We start from the raw sequence: 20778 nt of genomic DNA, 5'->3' as shown, positions 1-20778 counted from the left end.
TAAGGCGAGACCAAATCGCCGAAAACTAAAGATTGCAAGCCGTCCCGTCCGTGCTCACGGTGACGCGCCGGCGGCGGGAAGATCCAAGGTTGCGGGCCCAATGGTCCGCGGGAGGGAGGCAAAAGCCATGTCCGAAAAGATTTATGATGTGCCGTCCGTATGGGCTGAGAAGGCCTACGTGGATGATGCCCGCTACAATGCCATGTATGCCGCCTCCGTTGATGACCCCAACACCTTCTGGGGTGAGCACGGCAAGCGGATCGACTGGTTTCACCCCTACACGAAGGTGAAGAATACCTCGTTCGATCCCGGCCACGTCTCCATCAAGTGGTTCGAGGACGGCGTCACCAACGTCGCCTACAACTGCGTGGACCGGCATCTGGAGGCGCGCGGCGACCAGCCTGCGATCATCTGGGAGGGCGATGGGCCGGAAGAATCGAAGGTCATCACCTATCGTGAGCTCTCGGCCGAGGTGAACAAGCTCGCCAACGTGCTGCGCAATCGCGGCGTGGAGAAGGGCGACCGCGTCACCATCTACCTGCCGATGATTCCCGAGGCGGCCTATGCCATGCTCGCCTGCGCGCGGCTCGGCGCCGTCCATTCCATCGTCTTCGGCGGCTTCTCGCCGGACAGCCTGGCCGGCCGCGTGGCCGACTGCGGCTCCAAGGTCATCATCACCGCCGACGAAGGCCTGCGTGGTGGCCGCAAGGTGCCGCTGAAGGCCAATGTGGACGCAGCGGTGGCGCAGATCGACGGCGGCGTGGACCATGTGATCGTGGTCCGTCGCACCGGCGGCAAGGTGGAGATGACCCCCGGCCGGGACGTCTATTACGACGAGGCGGCGGCGCTGGTGACGGACGAGTGCCCGCCTGCGCACGTGAACGCGGAAGACCCGCTGTTCATCCTCTACACCTCCGGCTCCACCGGAAAGCCGAAGGGCGTGCTGCACACGACCGGCGGCTATCTCGTCTATGCGTCGATGACGCACCAGTACATCTTCGACTATCACGACGGCGACGTTTACTGGTGCACGGCCGACGTGGGCTGGGTGACCGGCCATTCCTATATCGTTTACGGCCCGCTCGCCAACGGCGCCACCACGCTCATGTTCGAAGGCGTGCCCAACTATCCCTCCACCTCCCGGTTCTGGGAAGTGATCGACAAGCATAAGGTCACCATCTTCTACACTGCGCCCACTGCCATCCGTTCGCTGATGCAGGGCGGCGAGGAGCCGGTGAAGAAGACCTCGCGCGCGTCCCTGCGCCTGCTCGGTTCGGTGGGCGAGCCCATCAATCCGGAAGCCTGGGAGTGGTATCACCGCGTGGTGGGCGATGAGCGCTGCCCCATCGTCGACACGTGGTGGCAGACCGAGACCGGCGGCATCCTCATCACTCCGCTGCCCGGCGCCACCAAGCTGAAGCCCGGCTCCGCTACCCGTCCGTTCTTCGGCGTGCTGCCCGAAGTGGTGGATGCGGAAGGCAAGGTGCTGACCGGCGCCTGCGAGGGCAACCTCGTGATCGCCGATTCGTGGCCGGGCCAGATGCGCACGGTCTATGGCGACCACGAGCGCTTCGAGCAGACCTATTTCTCCACCTATCCGGGGAAATACTTCACCGGTGACGGTTGCCGCCGCGATGAGGATGGCTATTACTGGATCACCGGCCGCGTGGACGACGTCATCAACGTGTCCGGCCACCGCATGGGCACGGCGGAAGTGGAAAGCGCCCTGGTCGCTCACCCGAAGGTGTCGGAAGCGGCGGTGGTCGGCTTCCCGCACGACATCAAGGGTCAGGGCATCTATGCCTATGTCACCTTGATGGACGGCGTTGAGCCCACCGAGGAACTGCGTAAGGAACTGGTGGGCTGGGTGCGCCGGGAAATCGGCCCCATCGCCTCTCCGGACCTGATCCAGTTCGCGCCGGGCCTGCCCAAGACCCGCTCGGGCAAGATCATGCGCCGCATCCTGCGCAAGATCGCCGAGGACCAGTTCGAGAGCCTTGGCGACACCTCGACCCTGGCCGATCCGGGCGTGGTGGACGACCTCATCCACAATCGCCAGAACAAGCGCGATGCTGCGGCCTGATCGCCGCTGACTCACGGTCTTGCTTCATGAGCCGGCGCCCCTCGGGGCGCCGGTTTCGTTTTGGGGCGGTCTGCGGGCATGCCGGTGACCGGGCGTCGACGGTTCCGCGCCGCTGCCGCACGGCCAGCTTGAAGCCGATCCAGTGGTGGTCGCGGCGATCCGTGTGCCGCAGGCGTCGCTGTCGCCTTCTCGCGCCGTCGCCGTCCGCAGGATTCGCGGCCGGAGCGCTCGCGGCCCGTGAGCAGCGGGCTCGAGCGTCCAGAGACGGGACGGGCGCGGCTGCCCGTCTGGCGGCGCATGGGCCGGGGAGCGGGCGGTCCCGCCGGGGGCGCGGGCCGGAGGGCAAAGAAAAGGGCGGATCGGGCAACCCGATCCGCCCAAGTCGTGCGGTACTCTTCAAGCGGTACTCTCACCTAAGCATCACATGGCATCCGCGGATCGCCGGACCGTCGCGTCTCGGCTCCTCATCGCGTCAGTGGCAGCAGCCGGCCACCGTGTATTCGCCGCCGCGCACCCGCGCGGCGAGGCCGGCGACGAACTCGGCGCAGGCCTCCTCGCCATAGGTGGCGACGAGGTTGCGCAAAGCGGAGAACAGCGCCGCCTGAACCAGGCATTCCTCTTCCAGCCCATCGCGGACCGCCTCGACCCAGGCGTCGTTCAAATAGGTCAAGGCCGCGTGGCGATCGTCGGCCGCCATGTCCGCAATATCGGGAAGGTCGATGGCTGGGTTCGGCAATGTGGACACGTGATGGCCTCCAGCCGCGCAACGGGCGGCGATGGGACATCCCTACCATGCCAAGCCTGCCGGGGAAGCCCGGTTCTAACCAAAAGGTTAACGCGGCGCGGCCGGCGGCGGTCAGTTGCCGCTGTAGCGGACCACGATCTCGTGAGCGAGGTGCGAGCCCTGCTCCAACTGCCGTTCCACCGCCACCCGCGCCGCCGCGGTGCAGTTTCGATAGACCTGCGCAAAGCTGGAATAGCCGCGGTTGAACGAGGCGATCATCTTGCCCTTGCGGGCCTCGGACGGCTGCTCGGTGTCGATCAGCGCGACCATTTCGTCCCGCCAGCGCTGGGCCTCGCCGGTGGCGCCGCACAGGGGTCGCAGATAGTGCAGGCCGCCGAGAATCTCCGCCAGCCGGAGCAGATCCTCGTCATAGGGCGGCGTGGCACCCTCGGCGGGCGGCGCGGCCACGGCATGGCGCGTGGCGAAGCCGGGGCTGAGCGCCAGGGCGAAGGACAGAAGAAGGCAGCGGATGCGCATGGATCGTCCACGGGTTCGTCCTGTGGTGCGACCTTCCGCGGCCCGGGTCAAGGGCGATGGCCGGCGCGATCGCCTCAGCTCTTCAGGCGATCGAAGGCGGAGGCCATCTCCTCCCGGCTGACCGCGTCGATGGCGACCGCCGCGAACGGATCGCCGCCCTGGGCGAACTCAGCCTCGGCGTCAGGGCGGGCCAGGGCGATCTTCAGCGCCGCCACCAGATCATAGAGGCCCCAGGCGAAGCCGGCGTCGCGCATGGCCGATTGCAGCGCGTTCTGCACCAGTCCACGCACGGTGCGGTGCGGTTCGGACACCGGCACGTCGTCGAGGCCCCCCTTGAGGGCGGATACGCACGCCTCCTCGTTAAACGAGGCATGGCCGCGGCAGGCGAGCGGCCGCACCGGATAGACCACGCAGATGCCCTCCGCCAGGAACGGGCATTCCCGCGTCAAGGCCATGGGACGCAAGTCGCCGGAGGGTTCCACGAAATTTGCGGCGCCGTACAGCCGGCCGACCAGGTCGATGCCCACGGTCTTGAAGCCGGCGGCCATGCCGCGCACATAGCGCGCCACCATCAGCACTTCGGGCGCGGTGGCGGCGACCAGGATCTGGCAGCAGGTGCCGCAGCCCTTGCGGCAGGCCAATGCCGGCAGGTCGCGGGTCTGGTCCTCCACATTGCGCTCGAAGCTGGTGAAGGCCTGCATCCAGATGCGATCGAGGAGATCGGGTTTCGCCCTGTGGGACGTGAAGGTGCCGAGAAAGCCCTGATGCTGGGCCTGGAAAAACGCGACCGGTCCTTCGGTATCGGCGGCCTGTGCCGCGCTCGGGGCAATGGACACCACGGCTCTCCCAAACATTTAAAGAAACGACCGGAAAACGTGACCAAACATCACGTGGGGCTCGGCTCCGGCCGGGGTGCGCTTAAGCTATTTCCTGGGGAAAATAGCGGAAACTCGGGGAAATTGCGTAGGCATGCCTGCGACCACGCCTGCGCGCGGGCGCAGGCGTCATCCGAAGAGGACGCGGCGCCCGGGGCGCGCGTCGGGGTCGCGGCGCTTGTGGCCGCCCGTGGCCGGTGCTATGCGGCCACGATGACCGCCAGCGCCCAGAAGAACATCCGCAACTTCTCCATCGTCGCCCATATCGACCATGGAAAGTCGACCCTCGCCGACCGCCTGATCCAGATCACCGGCGGGCTCTCCGAGCGCGAGATGACGGATCAGGTGCTCGACAGCATGGACATCGAGCGCGAGCGGGGAATCACCATCAAGGCGCAGACCGTCCGGCTCTCCTACAAGGCGAAGGACGGCGAGACCTATACGCTGAACCTCATCGACACCCCCGGGCACGTGGACTTCGCCTATGAGGTGAACCGCTCGCTGGCCGCCGTGGAAGGCTCGCTGCTGGTGGTGGATGCCTCGCAAGGGGTGGAGGCGCAGACGCTGGCCAACGTCTACCAGGCCATCGACAACAATCACGACATCGTGCCGGTCCTCAACAAGGTGGACCTGCCGGCGGCGGAGCCGGAGAAGGTCAAGGCGCAGATCGAGGACGTGATCGGCCTCGATGCCTCCAACGCCATCGGCATCTCGGCCAAGACCGGGTTGAACGTGGACCAGGTGCTGGAAGCCATCGTCACCCGCCTGCCGCCGCCCATGGGCGATCGCGAGGCGCCGCTGAAGGCGCTGCTCGTGGACAGCTGGTACGACACCTACCTCGGCGTGGTGGTGCTGGTGCGCATCGTCGATGGCGTGCTGAAGAAGGGCCAGCGCATCAAGATGATGGGCTCGGGCGCGGTCTATGACGTGGATCGGGTGGGCGTGTTCACCCCCAAGATGGTGGCCATGGCCGAACTGGGCCCGGGGGAGATCGGCTTTCTCACCGGCTCCATCAAGGAGGTGGCCGACACCCGCGTGGGCGATACCATCACCGAGGACAAGCGCCCCTGCGCCGAGGCCATGGCGGGCTTCAAGCCGGCGCAGCCGGTGGTGTTCTGCGGCCTGTTCCCGGTGGATGCGGCGGACTTCGAGGACCTGCGTGCCGCCATGGGCAAGCTGCGCCTCAACGATGCCAGCTTCTCGTTCGAGATGGAGACCTCCGCCGCGCTGGGCTTCGGCTTCCGCTGCGGCTTCCTCGGCCTTCTGCACCTGGAGATCATCCAGGAGCGGCTGGAGCGCGAGTTCAATCTCGACCTTATCGCCACCGCGCCCTCGGTCATCTACGAGATCGAGATGAACGACGACACGGTGATCGACCTGCACAACCCGGCGGACATGCCGGACGTGGTGAAGATCAAGGAAATCCGCGAGCCGTGGATCCGCGCCACCATCCTCACTCCGGACGATTATCTCGGCTCCGTGCTCAAGCTGTGCCAGGACCGGCGCGGCAACCAGATCGAGCTCACCTATGTGGGCGCGCGCGCCATGGTCACCTATGACCTGCCGCTCAACGAGGTGGTGTTTGACTTTTACGACCGGCTGAAGTCCATCTCCAAGGGCTACGCCTCGTTCGACTATCAGATCACCGAATACCGCACCGGCGATCTGGTGAAGATGTCGATCCTGGTGAATGCGGAGCCGGTGGACGCCCTGTCCATGCTGGTGCACCGCACCCGCGCCGAGGCGCGCGGGCGGGTGATGTGCGAGAAGTTGAAGGATCTCATTCCCCAGCACCTGTTCAACATCCCGATCCAGGCCGCCATCGGCGCCAAGATCATTGCCCGCGAGACCATCAAGGCCCTGCGCAAGGACGTCACCGCCAAGTGCTACGGCGGCGACATCACCAGAAAGCGCAAGCTGTTGGACAAGCAGAAGGAAGGCAAGAAGAAGATGCGCCAGTTCGGCAAGGTGGAGATTCCCCAGGAAGCCTTCATCGCCGCGCTCAAGATGGACGAGTGAGGCGCGGGCCTCGCCGTCTGGCGTGTGATCGCGACTCGCTGCACTCTCCCCGCGGTGCGCGGCTTTGGCCGGCGAGCAGGAGTGTGAGCCATGGCGAAGTTCGAGATCTTCAAGGATAAGGCGGGCGAGTTCCGCTTCCGGTACCGGGCGTCGAACGGGGAGATCATGTTCTCCTCCGAGGGCTACAAGGCCAAGGCCTCGGCGCTCGATGCCATCGAGTCCATCAAGAAGAACACGCCGTCCGCCGCTGTCGAGGACCAGACCAAGGTTTAGAGCGGGCTACGGCCGGGGCGCGCGCATCGTTCCGATGGGGCAGCCCGCGATGGCGTGAGCCGCGCCGGTCGCAACGCAAGCGCCTGCCGTCTTGTGATCGCGCGCCTGCGCGTCGATCTGGCCCGGGTGGTCCGGCTTCGTGGCGGCGCGTCCGTCACCATGCCTCGCGTGTCCGTGCCGAGTGCGCGGAAGCGCGGACGACACGCGCGGCAGGGGCTTCATCTGTCTGCATCGTGCGCCGCCCCGCGTGGCCGGCAGGCGCCAGGCTCGGCGCCAGGGGATGGGACTGGGTGCAGCGGCCGTGCCCGGTGCGCGGGCACGGTCATGGAAGGGGGCAAGGCGCGGGGCCACGCCGCCGCCCCTGGGTTCAGGCGCAGCGCACGTAGACCATGGTGCCGTAGCGCTTGGAAACCTCGGGGTCCACCCAGCGCAGCACCAGCACGTTGCCGTCGAAGCGCATCACCTGGCGGTCGCGTTCGCCGCCCGCCGGATCGTCAGGCGGGCCGAGGAAGATGGGGCCGTTGCCCACCTGCTTGGACACCACCTCGGTAAGCTTGTTGTCGTCGGCAAGATACATCAGCACGCCGCCGTTGGTGCCGGCGGTGATGACATACGGGTTGGAGCACTGCGCCTTGGCCTGGGCCTCGGTGCGGCCGGCGTCGTCGGGGCGGTGATAGGCGGCAAGGCCGAAGCGACCCACCAGCCGATCCGGCGGGATCGGGCTGACGAATTGCGGCCGCGCCGGCGGCGGCGGCTCGCTGGTGGTGCTGCAGCCGGCGAGCATCAGCGCCAGCCCGGCGGCGACTCCGGCGAGGCCGGCGCGTGACTGCGTCCCGGGGCGCACGTTCGATCGTGCAAACGTGATGGTCATGGGTTACTCCGAGGCCTCCGCGGTCTCAACTCCGGACTCGTGCCATCGCCCATTCGCGTGCCGAGCGGCGCAGTGACCATAACGGCTCGGTTCCCTGGCGTCGATGGCGCTTCACGCGGGAACGCGCGACGAACCGCCTCGCGAACCTTCGGAAATTGACCATAGATGGGGGCGGTTACCGCTTCGTATCCCGCAGGGTCCGCGCACCGGGTTCGGGCGGCACCGCCTTGACGGAACCGGATCGCGCGCCTATCTCCGCCGCGGGCTTGGCACTCACGGCCAGCGAGTGCCAGAGCAACGGCGACAGCGCCAAACGCTGTCGCGAGATCTGATCAGCGAGAGGAATAGACCCATGTCCTTCCGTCCCCTGCACGACCGCGTGGTCGTCAAGCGCATCGAAGCCGAGCAGAAGACCGCTGGCGGCATCATCATCCCCGACACCGCCAAGGAAAAGCCCCAGGAGGGCGAGGTGATCGCGGTGGGCGCCGGCGCCCGCGACGAGGCCGGCAAGCTCGTCCCCCTCGACGTCAAGGCCGGTGACCGCGTGCTGTTCGGCAAGTGGTCGGGCACCGAGGTCAAGATCGACGGCCAGGACCTGCTCATCATGAAGGAAAGCGACATCCTCGGCGTCATCGCCAAGTGATCCTGGGGTCTGTGATCCCGGCTTTCCCACACGCCTAGGACTTTACATATTCAGGAGGCCGAAATGGCTGCCAAGGACGTAAAATTTTCTGCCGACGCGCGCGAAAAGCTGCTGCGCGGCGTGGACATCCTCGCCAACGCGGTGAAGGTGACCCTCGGCCCCAAGGGTCGCAACGTGGTGATCGAGAAGTCGTTCGGCGCCCCGCGCATCACCAAGGACGGCGTCTCCGTCGCCAAGGAGATCGAGCTCGAGGACCGCTTCGAGAACCTCGGTGCGCAGCTGGTGCGTGAGGTCGCCTCCAAGACCAACGACCTCGCCGGCGACGGCACCACCACCGCCACCGTGCTGGCCCAGTCCATCGTCAAGGAAGGCGCCAAGGCGGTTGCCGCCGGCATGAACCCGATGGACCTGAAGCGCGGCATCGACCTTGCGGTCGCCGCCGCCCTCAAGGACATCCAGGGCCGCGCCAAGAAGGTGTCCTCCTCCGCCGAAGTGGCGCAGGTCGGCACCATCTCCGCGAACGGTGACAGCTCCATCGGCGAGATGATCGCCGGCGCCATGCAGCGCGTGGGCAACGAGGGCGTCATCACCGTCGAGGAAGCCAAGACCGCCGACACCGAGCTCGACGTGGTCGAGGGCATGCAGTTCGACCGCGGCTATCTCTCTCCGTACTTCATCACCAATGCGGAGAAGATGATCGCCGACCTGGAAGAGCCCTATATCCTCATCTTCGAGAAGAAGCTCTCCGGCCTCCAGCCGATCCTCCCGGTCCTCGAGGCCGTGGTGCAGTCGGGCCGTCCGCTGGTGATCGTCGCCGAGGACGTGGAAGGCGAGGCGCTGGCCACCCTGGTGGTCAACAAGCTGCGCGGCGGCCTGAAGGTCGCGGCGGTGAAGGCCCCCGGCTTCGGTGATCGCCGCAAGGCCATGCTGGAGGATATCGCCATCCTCACCGGCGGCACCGTGATCTCGGAAGATCTCGGCATCAAGCTCGAGAACGTGACCCTCGCCCAGCTCGGCCGCGCCAAGAAGGTGATTCTCGAGAAGGAGAAGACCACCATCGTCGACGGCGTGGGCGAGAAGGCCGACATCGAGGCGCGCGTCGCCCAGATCAAGGCGCAGATCGAAGGCACCACCTCCGACTACGACCGTGAGAAGCTCCAGGAGCGTCTCGCCAAGCTGGCCGGCGGCGTGGCCGTGATCCGCGTGGGCGGCTCCACCGAGGTGGAAGTCAAGGAGAAGAAGGACCGCGTGGACGACGCGCTGAACGCCACCCGCGCCGCGGTGGAAGAAGGCATCGTTCCCGGCGGCGGCGTGGCCCTGCTGCGCGCCAAGAAGGCGGTCGAAGGCCTGACCTCCGACAATGCCGACATCAAGGCCGGCATCAAGATCGTGCTGCGCGCCCTTGAGGCCCCCATCCGCCAGATCGCCGAGAACTCCGGCGTGGAAGGCTCCATCGTGGTGGGCAAGGTGCTCGAGGCGACCGATCCGAACTTCGGCTTCAACGCGCAGACCGAAGAGTATGTGGACCTCGTCGCCGCCGGCGTCGTGGACCCGGCCAAGGTGGTGCGCACCGCGCTGCAGGACGCCGCTTCCGTGGCCGGCCTGCTGGTGACCACCGAGGCGCTCATCGCCGAGCTGCCGAAGAAGGATGCGGCCCTGCCCGCCATGCCCGGCGGCGGCATGGGCGGCATGGGCGGCATGGACTTCTGATCCACGCCTCCTGGCGCAGGAAAAGGGAAGGGCGCGACCTCGGTCGCGCCCTTTTCTTTTGACCGTCTCGCTGGCGGGCGGGGGCGGCCCCTTGCCGCTCAGGTGCCGCAGAAGGTCTGGTAGTCCGCCATTTCCGGCGGCAGCTCGGCATAGGCGGCAAAGCGGGGCTGTTCGTCGAACGGCTTCTGGATCACGCCCAGCAATTCCTCGAACGGCCCATAGTCGGCGCTCTCGGCCGCTGCTTCCAGGGCCCACTCCACCTGATGGTTGCGGGGAATGAACAGGGGGTTCACCCGGTCCATGTCGGCGCGGATGTCGGCGCCTGCGCGGCCGGTCCGCGCCAGGCGGGCCCGCCAGGGTTCGGCCCAGGCATCGAAGGCGGCGCGGTCCAGGAACAGGTCGCGCACGGCGGCGAGCCCGTCGGCGCTTTCGGCAGCGGCACCCAGGCGGCGGAAGGTGAGGGTGAAGTCGGCCTTGGAGCCCTTCATCACCTCCAGCAGGTCGAGGGCCAGCGCCGCGTCCTCAGCCGCGCCGTCGGCGAGGCCGATCTTGGCCTTGAGGCCGGCGTGATGGGCCGCCTCGAACCGCTGGGGGAAGGTGTTCAAGAGGGCATTGGCCTCGTCCACGGCGGCCTCCCGCGCGTCGTCCAGCAACGGAATCAGGCATTCGGCGAAGCGGGCGAGGTTCCAGTGGGCGATCTGCGGCTGGTTCTTGTAGGCATAGCGCCCCATGGCGTCGATGGACGAGAACACCGTGGAAGGGTGGTAGGCATCCATGAAGGCGCATGGGCCATAGTCGATGGTCTCGCCGGCGATGGACATGTTGTCGGTGTTCATCACCCCGTGGATGAAGCCGATGTGCTGCCAGCGCGCCACCAGCGCCGCCTGGCGCGTCATCACCGCCTCCAGCAGCGCGGCATAGGGGCGCTCCGCTCCGGTAAGCTCGGGATAGTGGCGGGCGATGGCATAGTCGGCGAGGGCGCGCAGGCCTTCGATGTCCTTGCGGGCGGCGAAGAATTGGAAGGTGCCGATGCGGATGTGACTGGCCGCCACCCGGGCCAGAACGCCGCCGGGCTGGGCCCGCTCGCGCCACACCGGATCGCCGGTGGTGACGGCGGCCAGCGTGCGGGTGGTGGGCACGCCCAGCGCCGCCATGGCCTCGCTGATGAGATATTCGCGCAGCACCGGGCCGATGGCCGCGCGGCCGTCGCCGCGGCGGGAAAAGGCGGTGGGCCCGGAGCCCTTGAGCTGGATGTCGCGGCGCCGTCCGGCCCGGTCGATGACCTCGCCCAGCAGCACCGCCCGCCCGTCGCCGAGCTGCGGCACGAACTGGCCGAACTGGTGCCCGGCATAGGCGAGGGCGATGGGCGCGGACCCTTCCGGCACGCGCACGCCGGCGAACATCTCCACCGCCTCCGGAGTGGCGAGGGCGGCGGGATCAAGCCCCAGCTCCTCCGCGAGGGGCACATTGAGCTTCACCAGGCGCGGGGCGGAAGCCGGGGTCAGCTGGACCGGGGCGAAAAAGCTCTCCGGCAGGCGGGCATAGGAATTATCGAACGGAATATGCAGCGACTGGGACATGGCACGGCAATCTCCCCCCGGGCGAAAAGGGGCAGGCCCGGGACCGGCTGCCGAGGGTGACGACATCCGCCGCCCCTGTCCAGCCGGCCGCTTCGGCGTTCAGCGGGCGAGCGGGCGGAAGCCCACGACGCCGTGGTCCGCGTCATAGAGGTAGTCATAGGCGTTCAGCACCCGCACCGAGGTGTTGAGGAAGGCCGGCGCGCCCGGGCGGGGCACCACGATCACCTCGCTCGGCGCCACCGGATCGGCGCGATCGCCCACCGTGTAGCCGAAGCGCGGGGCGGCGGCGCCGGGTGCCGGGCGCACCTCCACCTGCGTGCCGGGGGCGAGGGTCAGCCGGCCGTCGGGGGACAGAAGACCTTCCATCTGCGCGTCGGGCACGGTGAGGAAGCTGCGGAAGACCCCGGTATCCACCAGGATCGTGCCGCAGGCGGCGGGTGTCCGGCCGGCGAGGGCGTAGCAGGCCGGCGGCGCCTGCCAGTCGCCGGCAACGGTCGCCGGCGCCAGAGGCACCTGGGCGAAACCCTCGCCATCGCCCGCGCCGAGGCCGACCCGAACCGCGCCGCGGGTGACCACATAGCCCCGGCCGACCGGCCCCGGCGCGTCGGCAGTCCCCATGGCAGGGAGGTTCAGGAACGGGTTCTTCTCCGGTGTGCTGCCGCGCTGGTGGTCCTTCTCGCGGGCAAAGCCGACGCCGAGCATGGCCACCCGGTTCGGCGCCGGATTGGGCCGGCAGCGGCGGGCGGTCCGCGTGCAGTCGATCCGCGTTACCGCCAGCACCGGCAGGGGGCGGGTGGTGAGACGGGTGCCGTCCGCACCTTCGATGGTGACCGACGCGCGCACGTAGCGCCCGACCATGATGCGCCCGGAGCTGGAATAGGTGAGGGTGCCCGGCCCGAGGTCCGGCAGCGCCGCGAGATCGGGAATGGCGCTGGCGGAGATGACCACGCCGGTGGAGCCGGTGTCCATCACCGCCCGCCGCACCGGTCCACCGATGGAAATGCCGAGCTTGGGCGTCCGCAGCAGCGGCCGCCCGTCGGGCGGCGCATTCAGGTAGCGCAAGGTGACGGGCTGCGCGGGCTCGGCGGCGGAGGCGGCGCCGGGGGACAGGGCCACGGCCGTCAGCGCCGCCACAAGCGCCACCCGGCTCCGCCTTCCCGGTCCCGATTCGCCGACCCGGGGGCCTGCGACCGCGCGCAGCCGGGAGAAAAGACGCTTCTGGGACATGGGACGCCCTCCGTGCCCGCCCGCCAAGGCAACCGGCCAGGGCGGCTCGCTGCCTGCGCCATCAAATCACGTCCGCTCCGGGTTGCGCCGTGGCGCGATACCGCAGCTGTCTTCGCCCGTCATCGGCGTTCCAAGCCCCTGAGGTCCTTAACCCAAGGTCCGTTACCCGGGCCACGACGAGCAATCCGAAGACCCGTCTGCCGCCGGCCGCCGTCGTATCTTCTGCATCGGCGATCGGACGTGATCCCTTCCGGCAGAAGGCGGCCCAGGCGATTTTCCTCTCCGGCCACGCTGCGACACAGGAAACGGCTCGGCTCATGCCGGCGAAAGGCCGGGATCGATGCCTGTCAGCGCAATGGAGACATCCCACAATCGGCGGGCGGCCGCGGCGTCGGTCGCCTGCGGGGCGCGCTTGGCGATGCCGGACGCTCCCTTGATCTCGCGAAATCCCTGCGGTCCGTGATAGGTGCCCGGCGGTGTGTCGTCCGTGGCCGCCTGCAGCGTCGGCCACGCGCCCATGGCGGAGGTGTTCGAGAACGGCTTGAAGAGCATGGACAACAGGCCGATGCCGGGCATATGGCGACCGAGATCGGTCGTTGCAAAACCGGGATGGCAGCCGGCCACGGCCACCGGAGAGCCCGCCGCGCGCAGACGCCGGTCGAGTTCGAACAGGAACAGCAGGTTGGCGAGCTTGCTCATGGCGTAGCGCGGCCACCTCCTGTAGCTCCTTTCGGCATTGAGATCGTCCCAGTCGATCTCGCCGGACGTGTGGGCGAGGCTGCCAGTCACCACGACGCGCGCGCCGGGTGTTTCGGCAAGCCTGGGCAGCAAAAGCGAGGTGAAGGCGAACGAACCGAGATGATTGACGCCGAACTGAAGCTCGAAACCCTGTTTCGTGCGCGTCAGCGGCGGCATCATGACGCCGGCATTGTTCACCAGCGCGTCGATGCGCGGCTCATCCGACAGGCTGGCCGCGGCGCGGCGAATGCTGTCGAGGTCGCCCTGATCGTAAGCGAGGGCGCGAAGATCGGCGGCAGGCGTTTGTGTCCTGATCCGGTCCATCGCCGCATGGGCCTTGGCCGCGTCGCGGCAGGCGAGGACGATCCGCGCGCCGCGGGCCGCGAGCACGCGCGCGGCTTCGAATCCAAGGCCGGTATTGGCGCCCGTGATGACAAAGCACTTGCCCGACTGATCGGCGACGTCGGCGGCGGTGAAGCCCGAAGAGCGTCTGGTCATGTGTCTTCTCCCTGTCTCGATGTGACGCGCGCCACATCTGCAAGACTTGCGGCGCGAACATCTGATCTGGCATCGCGCGGTCTTCTCCCGGCAGCGCGATATCGATGGCGGAGAGGTTCTCGGCGAGGCGCGTGCGGCGGCTCATGCCCACCAGCGCAACGGCGCCCTGCCCCTGCGCCAGTACCCAGGCGGCGAACTGCGTCAGCGTCCAGTCATTTCCACAGCCGTTATCTGGTGAAGCGCATAGGCGCGGTAGGGCTGGTCTCCGGTCAGCTCGGAGGGGTCGGGGTGCCTGATCCTCGACCGCGTGGGGGAGCACCATCGAGGCTGGGCGGCCGCGCGCCGGGCGCGACCATCATGCCGAACATGACGCTGGGGAAAAACGGGTCCGACGGCCGCGCAAGGCTTCGCGCATCAGCCGTTCGTCTGGGCCCATGCCGTGGAGATCGCCGGTATGGATCCTCCCGATTCCCGCCTCGAACGCGGCCTCGATCGGGGCGACGCGCTGCACCATCGGCCCCGGTCTTCGACCCGTGCCAAATGGGTCCGCCCAAGCGCCGCGTGGGCTTGACCAAAGCCCATGAGCAAGCTCATGGGCTTTGGTATTCGGTGTCCGTGCGCGCATCCTGGCGGCCCGGCTGCGCCCGGCCTCGGCGGCATGGCATGTCGCCGAGGCCGGGCGCCGGGGCGTTCGGGGCCGCTGCGTTCCAGACGATGGGTTTTCATCGGGACGCTCATTTATTAGAGTGACTGCTCTATTTAAAGAGGAGGGGCGTTCACTGCTCGTCAGGGTGGATAGAGCGATCACTCTAATTATTTTTGAGGGACTCGTATGCGTAAGCTCGATCCCGTCCGGCATGAGGAGAAGCGGCAGGAGATTCTGGCGGCGGCGAACCGCTGCTTCGAGCGCAGCGGCCTGAAGGGCGCTTCGGTCGCGGACATCTGCAAGGAGGCGGGCATCAGCCCCGGCCACCTCTACTATTACTTCGAGAGCAAGGACGCGATCATCGCCACCCTGTCCGACGCATGGCTCTCCCGGACCCGCGCAAGGTTTGAGCGCGTGGTGTCCGCACCACGCGATCTCGTGGGAGCGCTGGTGTCGGAGATTGGCGGGCTGGCGCCGAAAGGTCCAAAGGCGGGCGCCGAACTCGTGTTCGAGATGCTGGCGGAGAGCACGCGCAACCCGGCCATGGCAGAGATGGTTCAGGCTCACAGTCGCGATCTGCGTGCCCTGATCGCCGGTGTCTTGCGGGAAGGGCAAAGGCGGGGCGATGTTCGTGCCGATCTCGATGTGGAAAACGTGGCGACGGTCGCTGTCGCCATGGTGGATGGTTTGAAGACGATCAGTCTTCGGGAGCCCGGCGCCGATCAAGAGAAGTCCGCCGCACTCCTGCGGCAGATGCTCCAATGGCTGGTCACGCGGGGGGAGGGATAGCGGCCTTCATTTCACCGCCGAACCCGAAATCGCCACGGCTGCTTTCCCGTTGGCCACCGCAAGCGGCCGGGAACCCCACGATGACTGATTATATTACGGTATTTCATAGGTTTATCATAACGTCCTCGGGCCCGTCTCCGTCGTGGGCGGCCTGCCGGCGCCGCAGTTGCCTGGAATGCCTGGGGGTGGTTGTCTGATGCCCGCGGCCGTCCGTTCCGGGGCGGGCCGCCACCTGTCGCGAACGAGGTTGCGATGCGCAGCGAGATCACCGGCACCACCCTTCCCGTCGTCACCTTCACCCTGGAGCCGGGCGAGGGCGTGCTGGCCGAGCCGGACCGCCTGTCGTGGATGAGCCCGAATGTCGCCCTGCGCACCACCACCGCGACCGGCGGGGCCGGCGGCTTCTTTTCGGCGATCGGCCGGGCCATGTCCGGCGGCGGGCTGTTCATGACCGAGTTCACCGCCCAAAGCGGCGAGGCGCTGGTCGCGTTCGCGGCCACCGTGCCCGGCGCCGTCATCGAGGCCAAGGTGGCGCCGGGGCGCGGCTTCCTCGTCCATCGCCATGGCTTTCTGGCCGGCAGCCTTGGCCTGTCGCTGGCCATCGGGGTGCAGCAGTCGTTGGGGGCCGGGGTGTTCGGCGGCAACGGCTTCGTGCTGCAGCATCTCACCGGCAGCGGCAGCGCCTTCGTGGAACTGGGCGGGGAGATCGTAAGCTACGCCCTGCAGCCCGGCCAGGAACTGCTGGTGCATCCCGGCCATGTGGGCATGTTCGAGGAGAGCGTGGCGTTCGAGATCACCACCCTGCCGGGAGTAAAGAACGTGTTGTTCGGCGGCGACGGCCTGTTCCTGGCGCGCCTGCGGGGGCCGGGCAATGTCTGGCTCCAGACGCTGACGCCCGCCAAGCTCGCCCACGCCCTCGCGCCCTATCTGCCGGCGGCGGAGCACTGACCGGCGCTGGTCGCCGGCCATCCGTTGCGCGACCTGACGGCCACCCGCCGCCGGCCGCGGGTGGCGGCTCAGCCGCGCATGAGCGCCGCCACATGGGCGGAGGCCGAGGAGGCGAGGGCTTCCAGGTCGTAGCCGCCCTCCAGCAGGGAGACCACGCGCCCGCCGCAGATCCGGTCCGCCACATCCATCAGCCGCCGTGTCACCCAGGCGAAGTCGGTGTCGACGAATCGCAGCGAGGCCATGGGGTCGCGCACATGGGCGTCGAAGCCGGCGGAGATGAGCAGCAGGTCGGGGTGGAATGCCTCAAGGCGCGGCAGTACCCGGCTTTCCATGGCGTCCTTGAACTGGGCCCCGTCGTCGCCGGCCCGCAGCGGGGCGTTGACGATGGTGTTGGCGGTGCCGGTCTCGCCCACTTCGCCGGTGCCGGGGAACAGCGGCATCTCATGGGTGGAGCAGTACATGACGCTGTCGTCATCCCAGAAGATCTGCTGGGTGCCGTTGCCGTGGTGCACGTCGATGTCGACGATGGCGACCCGCTCGGCGCCGAACTTCGCCTGGGCATGGCGCGCCGCCACCGCCACCTGGTTGAGCAGGCAGAAGCCCATGGGCTTGCGCGACTCGCAATGGTGACCCGGCGGGCGCATGGCGACGAAGGCATTGGCGACCTTGCCTTCCATCACCTCGTCCACGGCGAAGCAGGCGCCGCCCACCCCGCGCAGGGCCGCTTCCCAGCTGCCCGGCGACATCACGGTGTCGGAATCGATGCGCACCAGCCCCTCGCTGGGACAGGCCCCGCCCATGGCGTCGAAGAAGTCGGCCGGATGCACGCGGATGATGTCCTCGCGCTCGCCGCGCGGCGCGCTGTCCCGCACCAGGAGCGAGAACTTCTCCTGCTCGAAGATCCGGTCCAGCACCCGCAGACGGTCGGCGCGCTCCGGGTGGCCGAGCGGCGTCAGATGATTGAGGCCGGACGGATGAGTGACGAGCAACGTGGACATGAAACGGCCGGCCTCCCTATGAGCCTTATCTTTTTTAAGAACTCATAGCATAAGTCCGGCCGGAGATCACAGCCTTGAGGCGGCTCAAAGCCTCATCTCTATTTTTCGTCGAGCCGCTTCGAGAAGATGATGCGCGGTTCCTCGATGAAGCCTTCCGCGTGATAGAAAGACCGCACCGCAGCATTGTCCGGACGCACCAGCAGCATCAGCTTGGGCACCGCGCGGGCGCGCAGCCAGTCTTCGGCCGCCGCGGTCAGCAGGCTGCCCAGGCCCTGGCGTTGCTGGTCGGGGGCCACGGCGAGGTAATAGATCCAGCCGCGATGGCCGTCGTGCCCCACCATTACCGATCCGACCAGCCTGCCGCCCGCCTTGGCGGTGAGGATGGTGGAATGCGGGCCGCGGCGGGCAAGGGCGATGTCCGCATGGGGATCGTTCCAGGGCCGGGTGAGGCCGGTGCTCTCCCACAGGGCGACGAGGGCCTCGGTGTCGCCGTCGGCAGCATGCTTGATGCTCACCTCGGTGTCCGGGACGGCGGCAGGCTGCAGCGTGGTCATGGGGAGGGCTCCTGCTGAGAGGGCGGGCGGGGGGCGGCGGCGCGGCCGAGCCGGTCGGCGATGGCTTCTCCAAGCCCGGTGCGCGGCAGGGGTACCACGGCGATGGCGGGCGCGCCGCAGGCGTCGAGCGCGCGCAACGCCCCGTAGAGTCGGGCGGCGGCCTGGGTGAGGTCGCCGGAGGGGCTGAGGTCCATGATGGTGCTGGCGCTGGCGCTGCCCGGCGGGCGGGCGCCGGCGAAGGTCAGCAGCGCCTCGCCGGGGGCCACATGGTCCGCGTCCAGCCGCACCGGGGCGCGCGGGGCATAATGGGAGGCGAGCCGGCCGGGGGCCAGGGGGCGCTCGGCATCGTCCGGCCCGGCTCCTGCCAGCGGCTGGCCGAGCAGGGCTTCGATGGCCTCGCGGGTGACGCCGCCGGGCCGCAGCAGGCGCGGGGTGTCGGCGGTGACGTCGAGGATGGTGGATTCCACTCCCACCTGGGTGGGGCCGGCGTCCAGCACCAGGTCGATGAGCCCGTCGAGATCGCCGCGCACATGCTCGGGGGTGGTGGGCGAGACGTGGCCGGAGCGGTTGGCGCTGGGCGCCACCACGGCGCCGCCGAAGGCCGCCAGCAGGGCTGTGGCGACGGGATGGGCCGGTACCCGGAGAGCGACCGTGTTGAGCCCGGCGCGGGCCAGCTCGCACACCCGCGCACCGCCGGCATAGGGCACCACCAGGGTCAGCGGGCCGGGCCAGAACGCGGCCGCCAGCCGCCGCGCGGCGGGCGAGAACGCGCCGAGGGGCAAGGCCGCTTCCAGGCTGGCCACGTGGGCGATGAGCGGGTTGAAGGCGGGCCGCCCCTTCGCGGCATAAAGCGCCGCCACCGCGTGCGGATTCGCAGCGTCGGCACCGAGCCCGTAGACGGTCTCGGTGGGAAAGGCGACGAGCCGCCCGTCGGCCAGCTGTCGCGCCGCCGCGCCGATGCCGTCGGCATCGGTGCCGATGGTGACGGTCGCCGGTCCCTTGGAGCCTTGAGACGGAACCATGTGCGCCTTCATGCCAGGGCTTCATATAAACGGCGTCTGCGACCAATGGCTAGCAGACGTGACTTGACGAACGGGGGCCATCGCCGCGAATTGAGGGCCGGCCGGCGCCTGCGCTTAGAGCGCGGGTGAAGGGCCCGGTCAAGCCGCCGGGTGCCCGATGCGACCCCCGCTGGCCCTGCCGCGGAACGGGCACCCGAGCATCGCAAGGAGTAGAGTGATGGCCTATCGTGCGCCGGTCGAGGACGTATCGTTTTTCCTGAAGACCTGCACCTCGCTGCCGAGGCTGATGGAACAGGGCCTGGTCGATCTGTCCTTCGATGTGGTGGAGCCGGTGCTTGAGGAAGCGGGCAAGTTCGCTGCCTCCGTCATCGAGCCCCTCGACCGGGTGGCCGACAAGGAAGGCTGCTCCCTGAAGGACGGTGCCGTAACCACCCCCACCGGCTGGAAGGGCGCCTATGACGCCTGGATCGAGGCGGGGTGGAACTCGGTGGCGGCCGAGGAGGATTTCGGCGGCCAGCACCTGCCGACCACCGTCACCTCCGCGCTCACTGAATTCTGGAACACCGCCTCGCCGTCGTTCGGCATCGGCGGGGTGCTGACCCAGGGCGCCATCGAGGCGCTCACCGCCCACGGCTCGCCGGCGCTGCAGAAGACGTTCCTGGAGAAGATGGTGTCCGGGGTGTGGACCGGCACCATGAACCTCACCGAGCCGCAGGCGGGCTCGGACCTCGCCGCGCTGCGCGCCAAGGCGGTGAAGCAGGCCGATGGCACCTATCGCATCTTCGGCACCAAGATCTTCATCACCTATGGCGAGCAGGACATCGCCGAGAACATCGTCCATCTGGTCCTGGCGCGGCTGCCCGATGCACCCGCCGGCACCCGCGGCATCTCCCTGTTCGTGGCGCCCAAGTTCCTGGTGAACGAAGACGGCTCGCTCGGCGCCCGCAACGACGTGGTGTGCACCGGCATCGAGCACAAGCTCGGCCTGCACGGCTCTCCCACCTGCACCATGACCTTCGGCGACAGCGGCGAGGGCGCCATTGGCTATCTGGTGGGCGAGGAGAATCGCGGCCTCGCCTGCATGTTCACCATGATGAACAACGCCCGCCTGGCGGTGGGCATCCAGGGCGTGGCGGTGGCCGAGCGCGCCACCCAGCGCGCCTTCGCCTATGCCAGGGAGCGCCGCCAGGGCAAGGCCGTGGGCTATACCGGCGAGGGCATGGCCCCCATCATCTTCCACCCCGACGTCAAGCGCACCCTGCTGACCATGCGCGCGGAGACCGACGCCGCCCGCGCCATCTGCCTGATGACCGCCGACGGCCTCGACCGCTCGCGGCGCCTGCCGGACCCGGTGGCCCGCGCCGCGGCGCTGGCGGAGGCCAGCCTGCTGACCCCGGTGGCGAAGGCGTTCTCCACCGATATCGGTATCGAGGTGGCCTCGCTCGGCGTGCAGGTGCACGGCGGCATGGGCTTCATCGAGGAGACCGGCGCGGCCCAGCACTACCGCGACGCCCGCATCTTCGCCATCTACGAGGGCACCAACGGCATTCAGGCCATCGACCTTGCCACCCGCAAGCTGCCCCAGGAGGGCGGCGACGTGGTGACCACGCTGATCGCCGATTTCCGCGATATCGCCGACGAGGTGCATGCGCTGGGCCTGCCCGAGTTCGGCCAGGCCGGCGAAAAGCTGGCGGAAGCGGTGGACGCGCTCGGCCGCGCCACCCGCGTGCAGCTGGGCCGGCTGGGCGAGGAGAACCAGAAGGTGCTGGCTGGGGCGACCCCCTATCTGCGCCTGTTCGCCCGTGCCGCCGGCGGCGCCTATCTCGCCAAGGCGGCGCTGGCGGCCCACAAGGAGCGCGCCGCCGGCAATACCGATCCGCGGCTCGAGGCGCGCATCGCCATCGCCCGCTTCTTCGCCGAAAATCTCTGCCCGCAGGCCAAGGGCCTGGAGGAGGCGGTTGAAGGCGGCCATGCCAGCGTGCTCGGCGCCGAGAGCGTGCTCGCCCTCGACTGAGGGCGCGGGGCGACGGGCGGCGTGGGCCG

The 20778-nt window shown here is 68.5% G+C and carries 18 protein-coding genes; 8 read left to right on the top strand and 10 right to left on the bottom strand.

Translation table 11 applies throughout. From position 1 onward, the window contains the following. Window positions 1-127: 127 nt before the first annotated feature. Window positions 128-2083 carry an acetate--CoA ligase gene (acs, locus tag V5F53_RS07380; RefSeq protein ID WP_393996605.1) on the top strand — a complete coding sequence of 652 codons (1956 nt, stop codon included), beginning with the start codon at window positions 128-130 and terminating at the stop codon, window positions 2081-2083. 472 nt (window positions 2084-2555) lie between these two features. Here the strand turns inward: acs and V5F53_RS07375 are convergent, their stop codons facing one another. From V5F53_RS07375 to V5F53_RS07365, 3 genes are all read right to left on the bottom strand, one after another. Next, window positions 2556-2828: a hypothetical protein gene (locus V5F53_RS07375; protein WP_393996606.1), complete on the bottom strand. Its 273-nt coding sequence runs from the start codon at window positions 2826-2828 to the stop codon at window positions 2556-2558. A 111-nt stretch (window positions 2829-2939) separates the two neighbouring features. Next, the gene (locus V5F53_RS07370) at window positions 2940-3344 is read right to left on the bottom strand and encodes a TIGR02301 family protein (protein ID WP_393996607.1); all 405 of its coding nucleotides are present in this window, start codon (window positions 3342-3344) and stop codon (window positions 2940-2942) included. A gap of 74 nt (window positions 3345-3418) precedes the next feature. Continuing rightward, window positions 3419-4180, bottom strand: coding sequence for a YkgJ family cysteine cluster protein (locus V5F53_RS07365; RefSeq protein WP_393996608.1), 762 nt, complete (start codon window positions 4178-4180; stop codon window positions 3419-3421). 252 nt (window positions 4181-4432) lie between these two features. On the opposite strand from V5F53_RS07365, the gene lepA reads away from it, so the two are divergent. Next, entirely contained in the window at window positions 4433-6238 is a 1806-nt protein-coding gene (lepA, locus tag V5F53_RS07360; RefSeq protein ID WP_393996609.1) for a translation elongation factor 4, read from the top strand. Window positions 6239-6328: 90 nt separating this feature from the next. Beyond that, window positions 6329-6511, top strand: a complete 183-nt coding sequence (locus V5F53_RS07355; RefSeq protein ID WP_393996610.1) for a YegP family protein — start codon at window positions 6329-6331, stop codon at window positions 6509-6511. Between the two features lie 367 nt (window positions 6512-6878). Here V5F53_RS07355 and V5F53_RS07350 read toward each other — a convergent pair whose 3' ends face one another. Further along, the gene (locus V5F53_RS07350) at window positions 6879-7382 is read right to left on the bottom strand and encodes a hypothetical protein (protein WP_393996611.1); all 504 of its coding nucleotides are present in this window, start codon (window positions 7380-7382) and stop codon (window positions 6879-6881) included. Window positions 7383-7734: 352 nt separating this feature from the next. On the opposite strand from V5F53_RS07350, the gene groES reads away from it, so the two are divergent. Further along, a complete protein-coding gene (gene groES, locus V5F53_RS07345; RefSeq protein WP_237346512.1) occupies window positions 7735-8025 on the top strand; it encodes a co-chaperone GroES in 291 nt (96 codons plus the stop codon). 63 nt (window positions 8026-8088) lie between these two features. Continuing rightward, on the top strand, window positions 8089-9735 hold the full coding sequence (groL, locus tag V5F53_RS07340) for a chaperonin GroEL (RefSeq protein ID WP_393996612.1): 1647 nt from the start codon (window positions 8089-8091) through the stop codon (window positions 9733-9735). 98 nt (window positions 9736-9833) lie between these two features. Here the strand turns inward: groL and V5F53_RS07335 are convergent, their stop codons facing one another. From V5F53_RS07335 to V5F53_RS07325, 3 genes are all read right to left on the bottom strand, one after another. After that, entirely contained in the window at window positions 9834-11315 is a 1482-nt protein-coding gene (locus tag V5F53_RS07335; RefSeq protein ID WP_393996613.1) for a protein adenylyltransferase SelO, read from the bottom strand. A gap of 99 nt (window positions 11316-11414) precedes the next feature. Then, window positions 11415-12542: a hypothetical protein gene (locus V5F53_RS07330; protein WP_509212985.1), complete on the bottom strand. Its 1128-nt coding sequence runs from the start codon at window positions 12540-12542 to the stop codon at window positions 11415-11417. Between the two features lie 315 nt (window positions 12543-12857). Then, entirely contained in the window at window positions 12858-13778 is a 921-nt protein-coding gene (locus V5F53_RS07325) for an oxidoreductase (protein ID WP_393996615.1), read from the bottom strand. An 832-nt stretch (window positions 13779-14610) separates the two neighbouring features. Here V5F53_RS07325 and V5F53_RS07320 point away from each other — a divergent pair. Together V5F53_RS07320 and V5F53_RS07315 are read left to right on the top strand one after the other, a co-directional pair. Beyond that, the gene (locus V5F53_RS07320) at window positions 14611-15213 is read left to right on the top strand and encodes a TetR/AcrR family transcriptional regulator (protein WP_393996616.1); all 603 of its coding nucleotides are present in this window, start codon (window positions 14611-14613) and stop codon (window positions 15211-15213) included. Window positions 15214-15465: 252 nt separating this feature from the next. Then, entirely contained in the window at window positions 15466-16161 is a 696-nt protein-coding gene (locus V5F53_RS07315) for an AIM24 family protein (RefSeq protein ID WP_393996617.1), read from the top strand. A 68-nt stretch (window positions 16162-16229) separates the two neighbouring features. Here the strand turns inward: V5F53_RS07315 and V5F53_RS07310 are convergent, their stop codons facing one another. The 3 genes from V5F53_RS07310 to V5F53_RS07300 all read right to left on the bottom strand — a co-directional run bounded on the left by V5F53_RS07310 (window position 16230) and on the right by V5F53_RS07300 (window position 18747). Next, window positions 16230-17159, bottom strand: a complete 930-nt coding sequence (locus V5F53_RS07310; protein ID WP_393996618.1) for a histone deacetylase family protein — start codon at window positions 17157-17159, stop codon at window positions 16230-16232. Window positions 17160-17257: 98 nt separating this feature from the next. Further along, window positions 17258-17713, bottom strand: coding sequence for a GNAT family acetyltransferase (locus V5F53_RS07305; protein WP_393996619.1), 456 nt, complete (start codon window positions 17711-17713; stop codon window positions 17258-17260). Then, a complete protein-coding gene (locus V5F53_RS07300; RefSeq protein ID WP_393996620.1) occupies window positions 17710-18747 on the bottom strand; it encodes an L-threonylcarbamoyladenylate synthase in 1038 nt (345 codons plus the stop codon). Before V5F53_RS07300 ends, V5F53_RS07305 begins: the two co-directional genes overlap by 4 nt. Window positions 18748-18952: 205 nt before the next feature. Here V5F53_RS07300 and V5F53_RS07295 point away from each other — a divergent pair, with 205 nt between their 5' ends. Beyond that, window positions 18953-20749: an acyl-CoA dehydrogenase family protein gene (locus V5F53_RS07295; RefSeq protein WP_393996621.1), complete on the top strand. Its 1797-nt coding sequence runs from the start codon at window positions 18953-18955 to the stop codon at window positions 20747-20749. Window positions 20750-20778 lie beyond the last annotated feature (29 nt).

This window comes from Xanthobacter cornucopiae (assembly GCF_043195065.2).
GTDB lineage: Bacteria > Pseudomonadota > Alphaproteobacteria > Rhizobiales > Xanthobacteraceae > Xanthobacter.
Note: the sequence above shows the minus strand (reverse complement) of the source record. Positions and strands in the feature narration are given on the sequence as shown.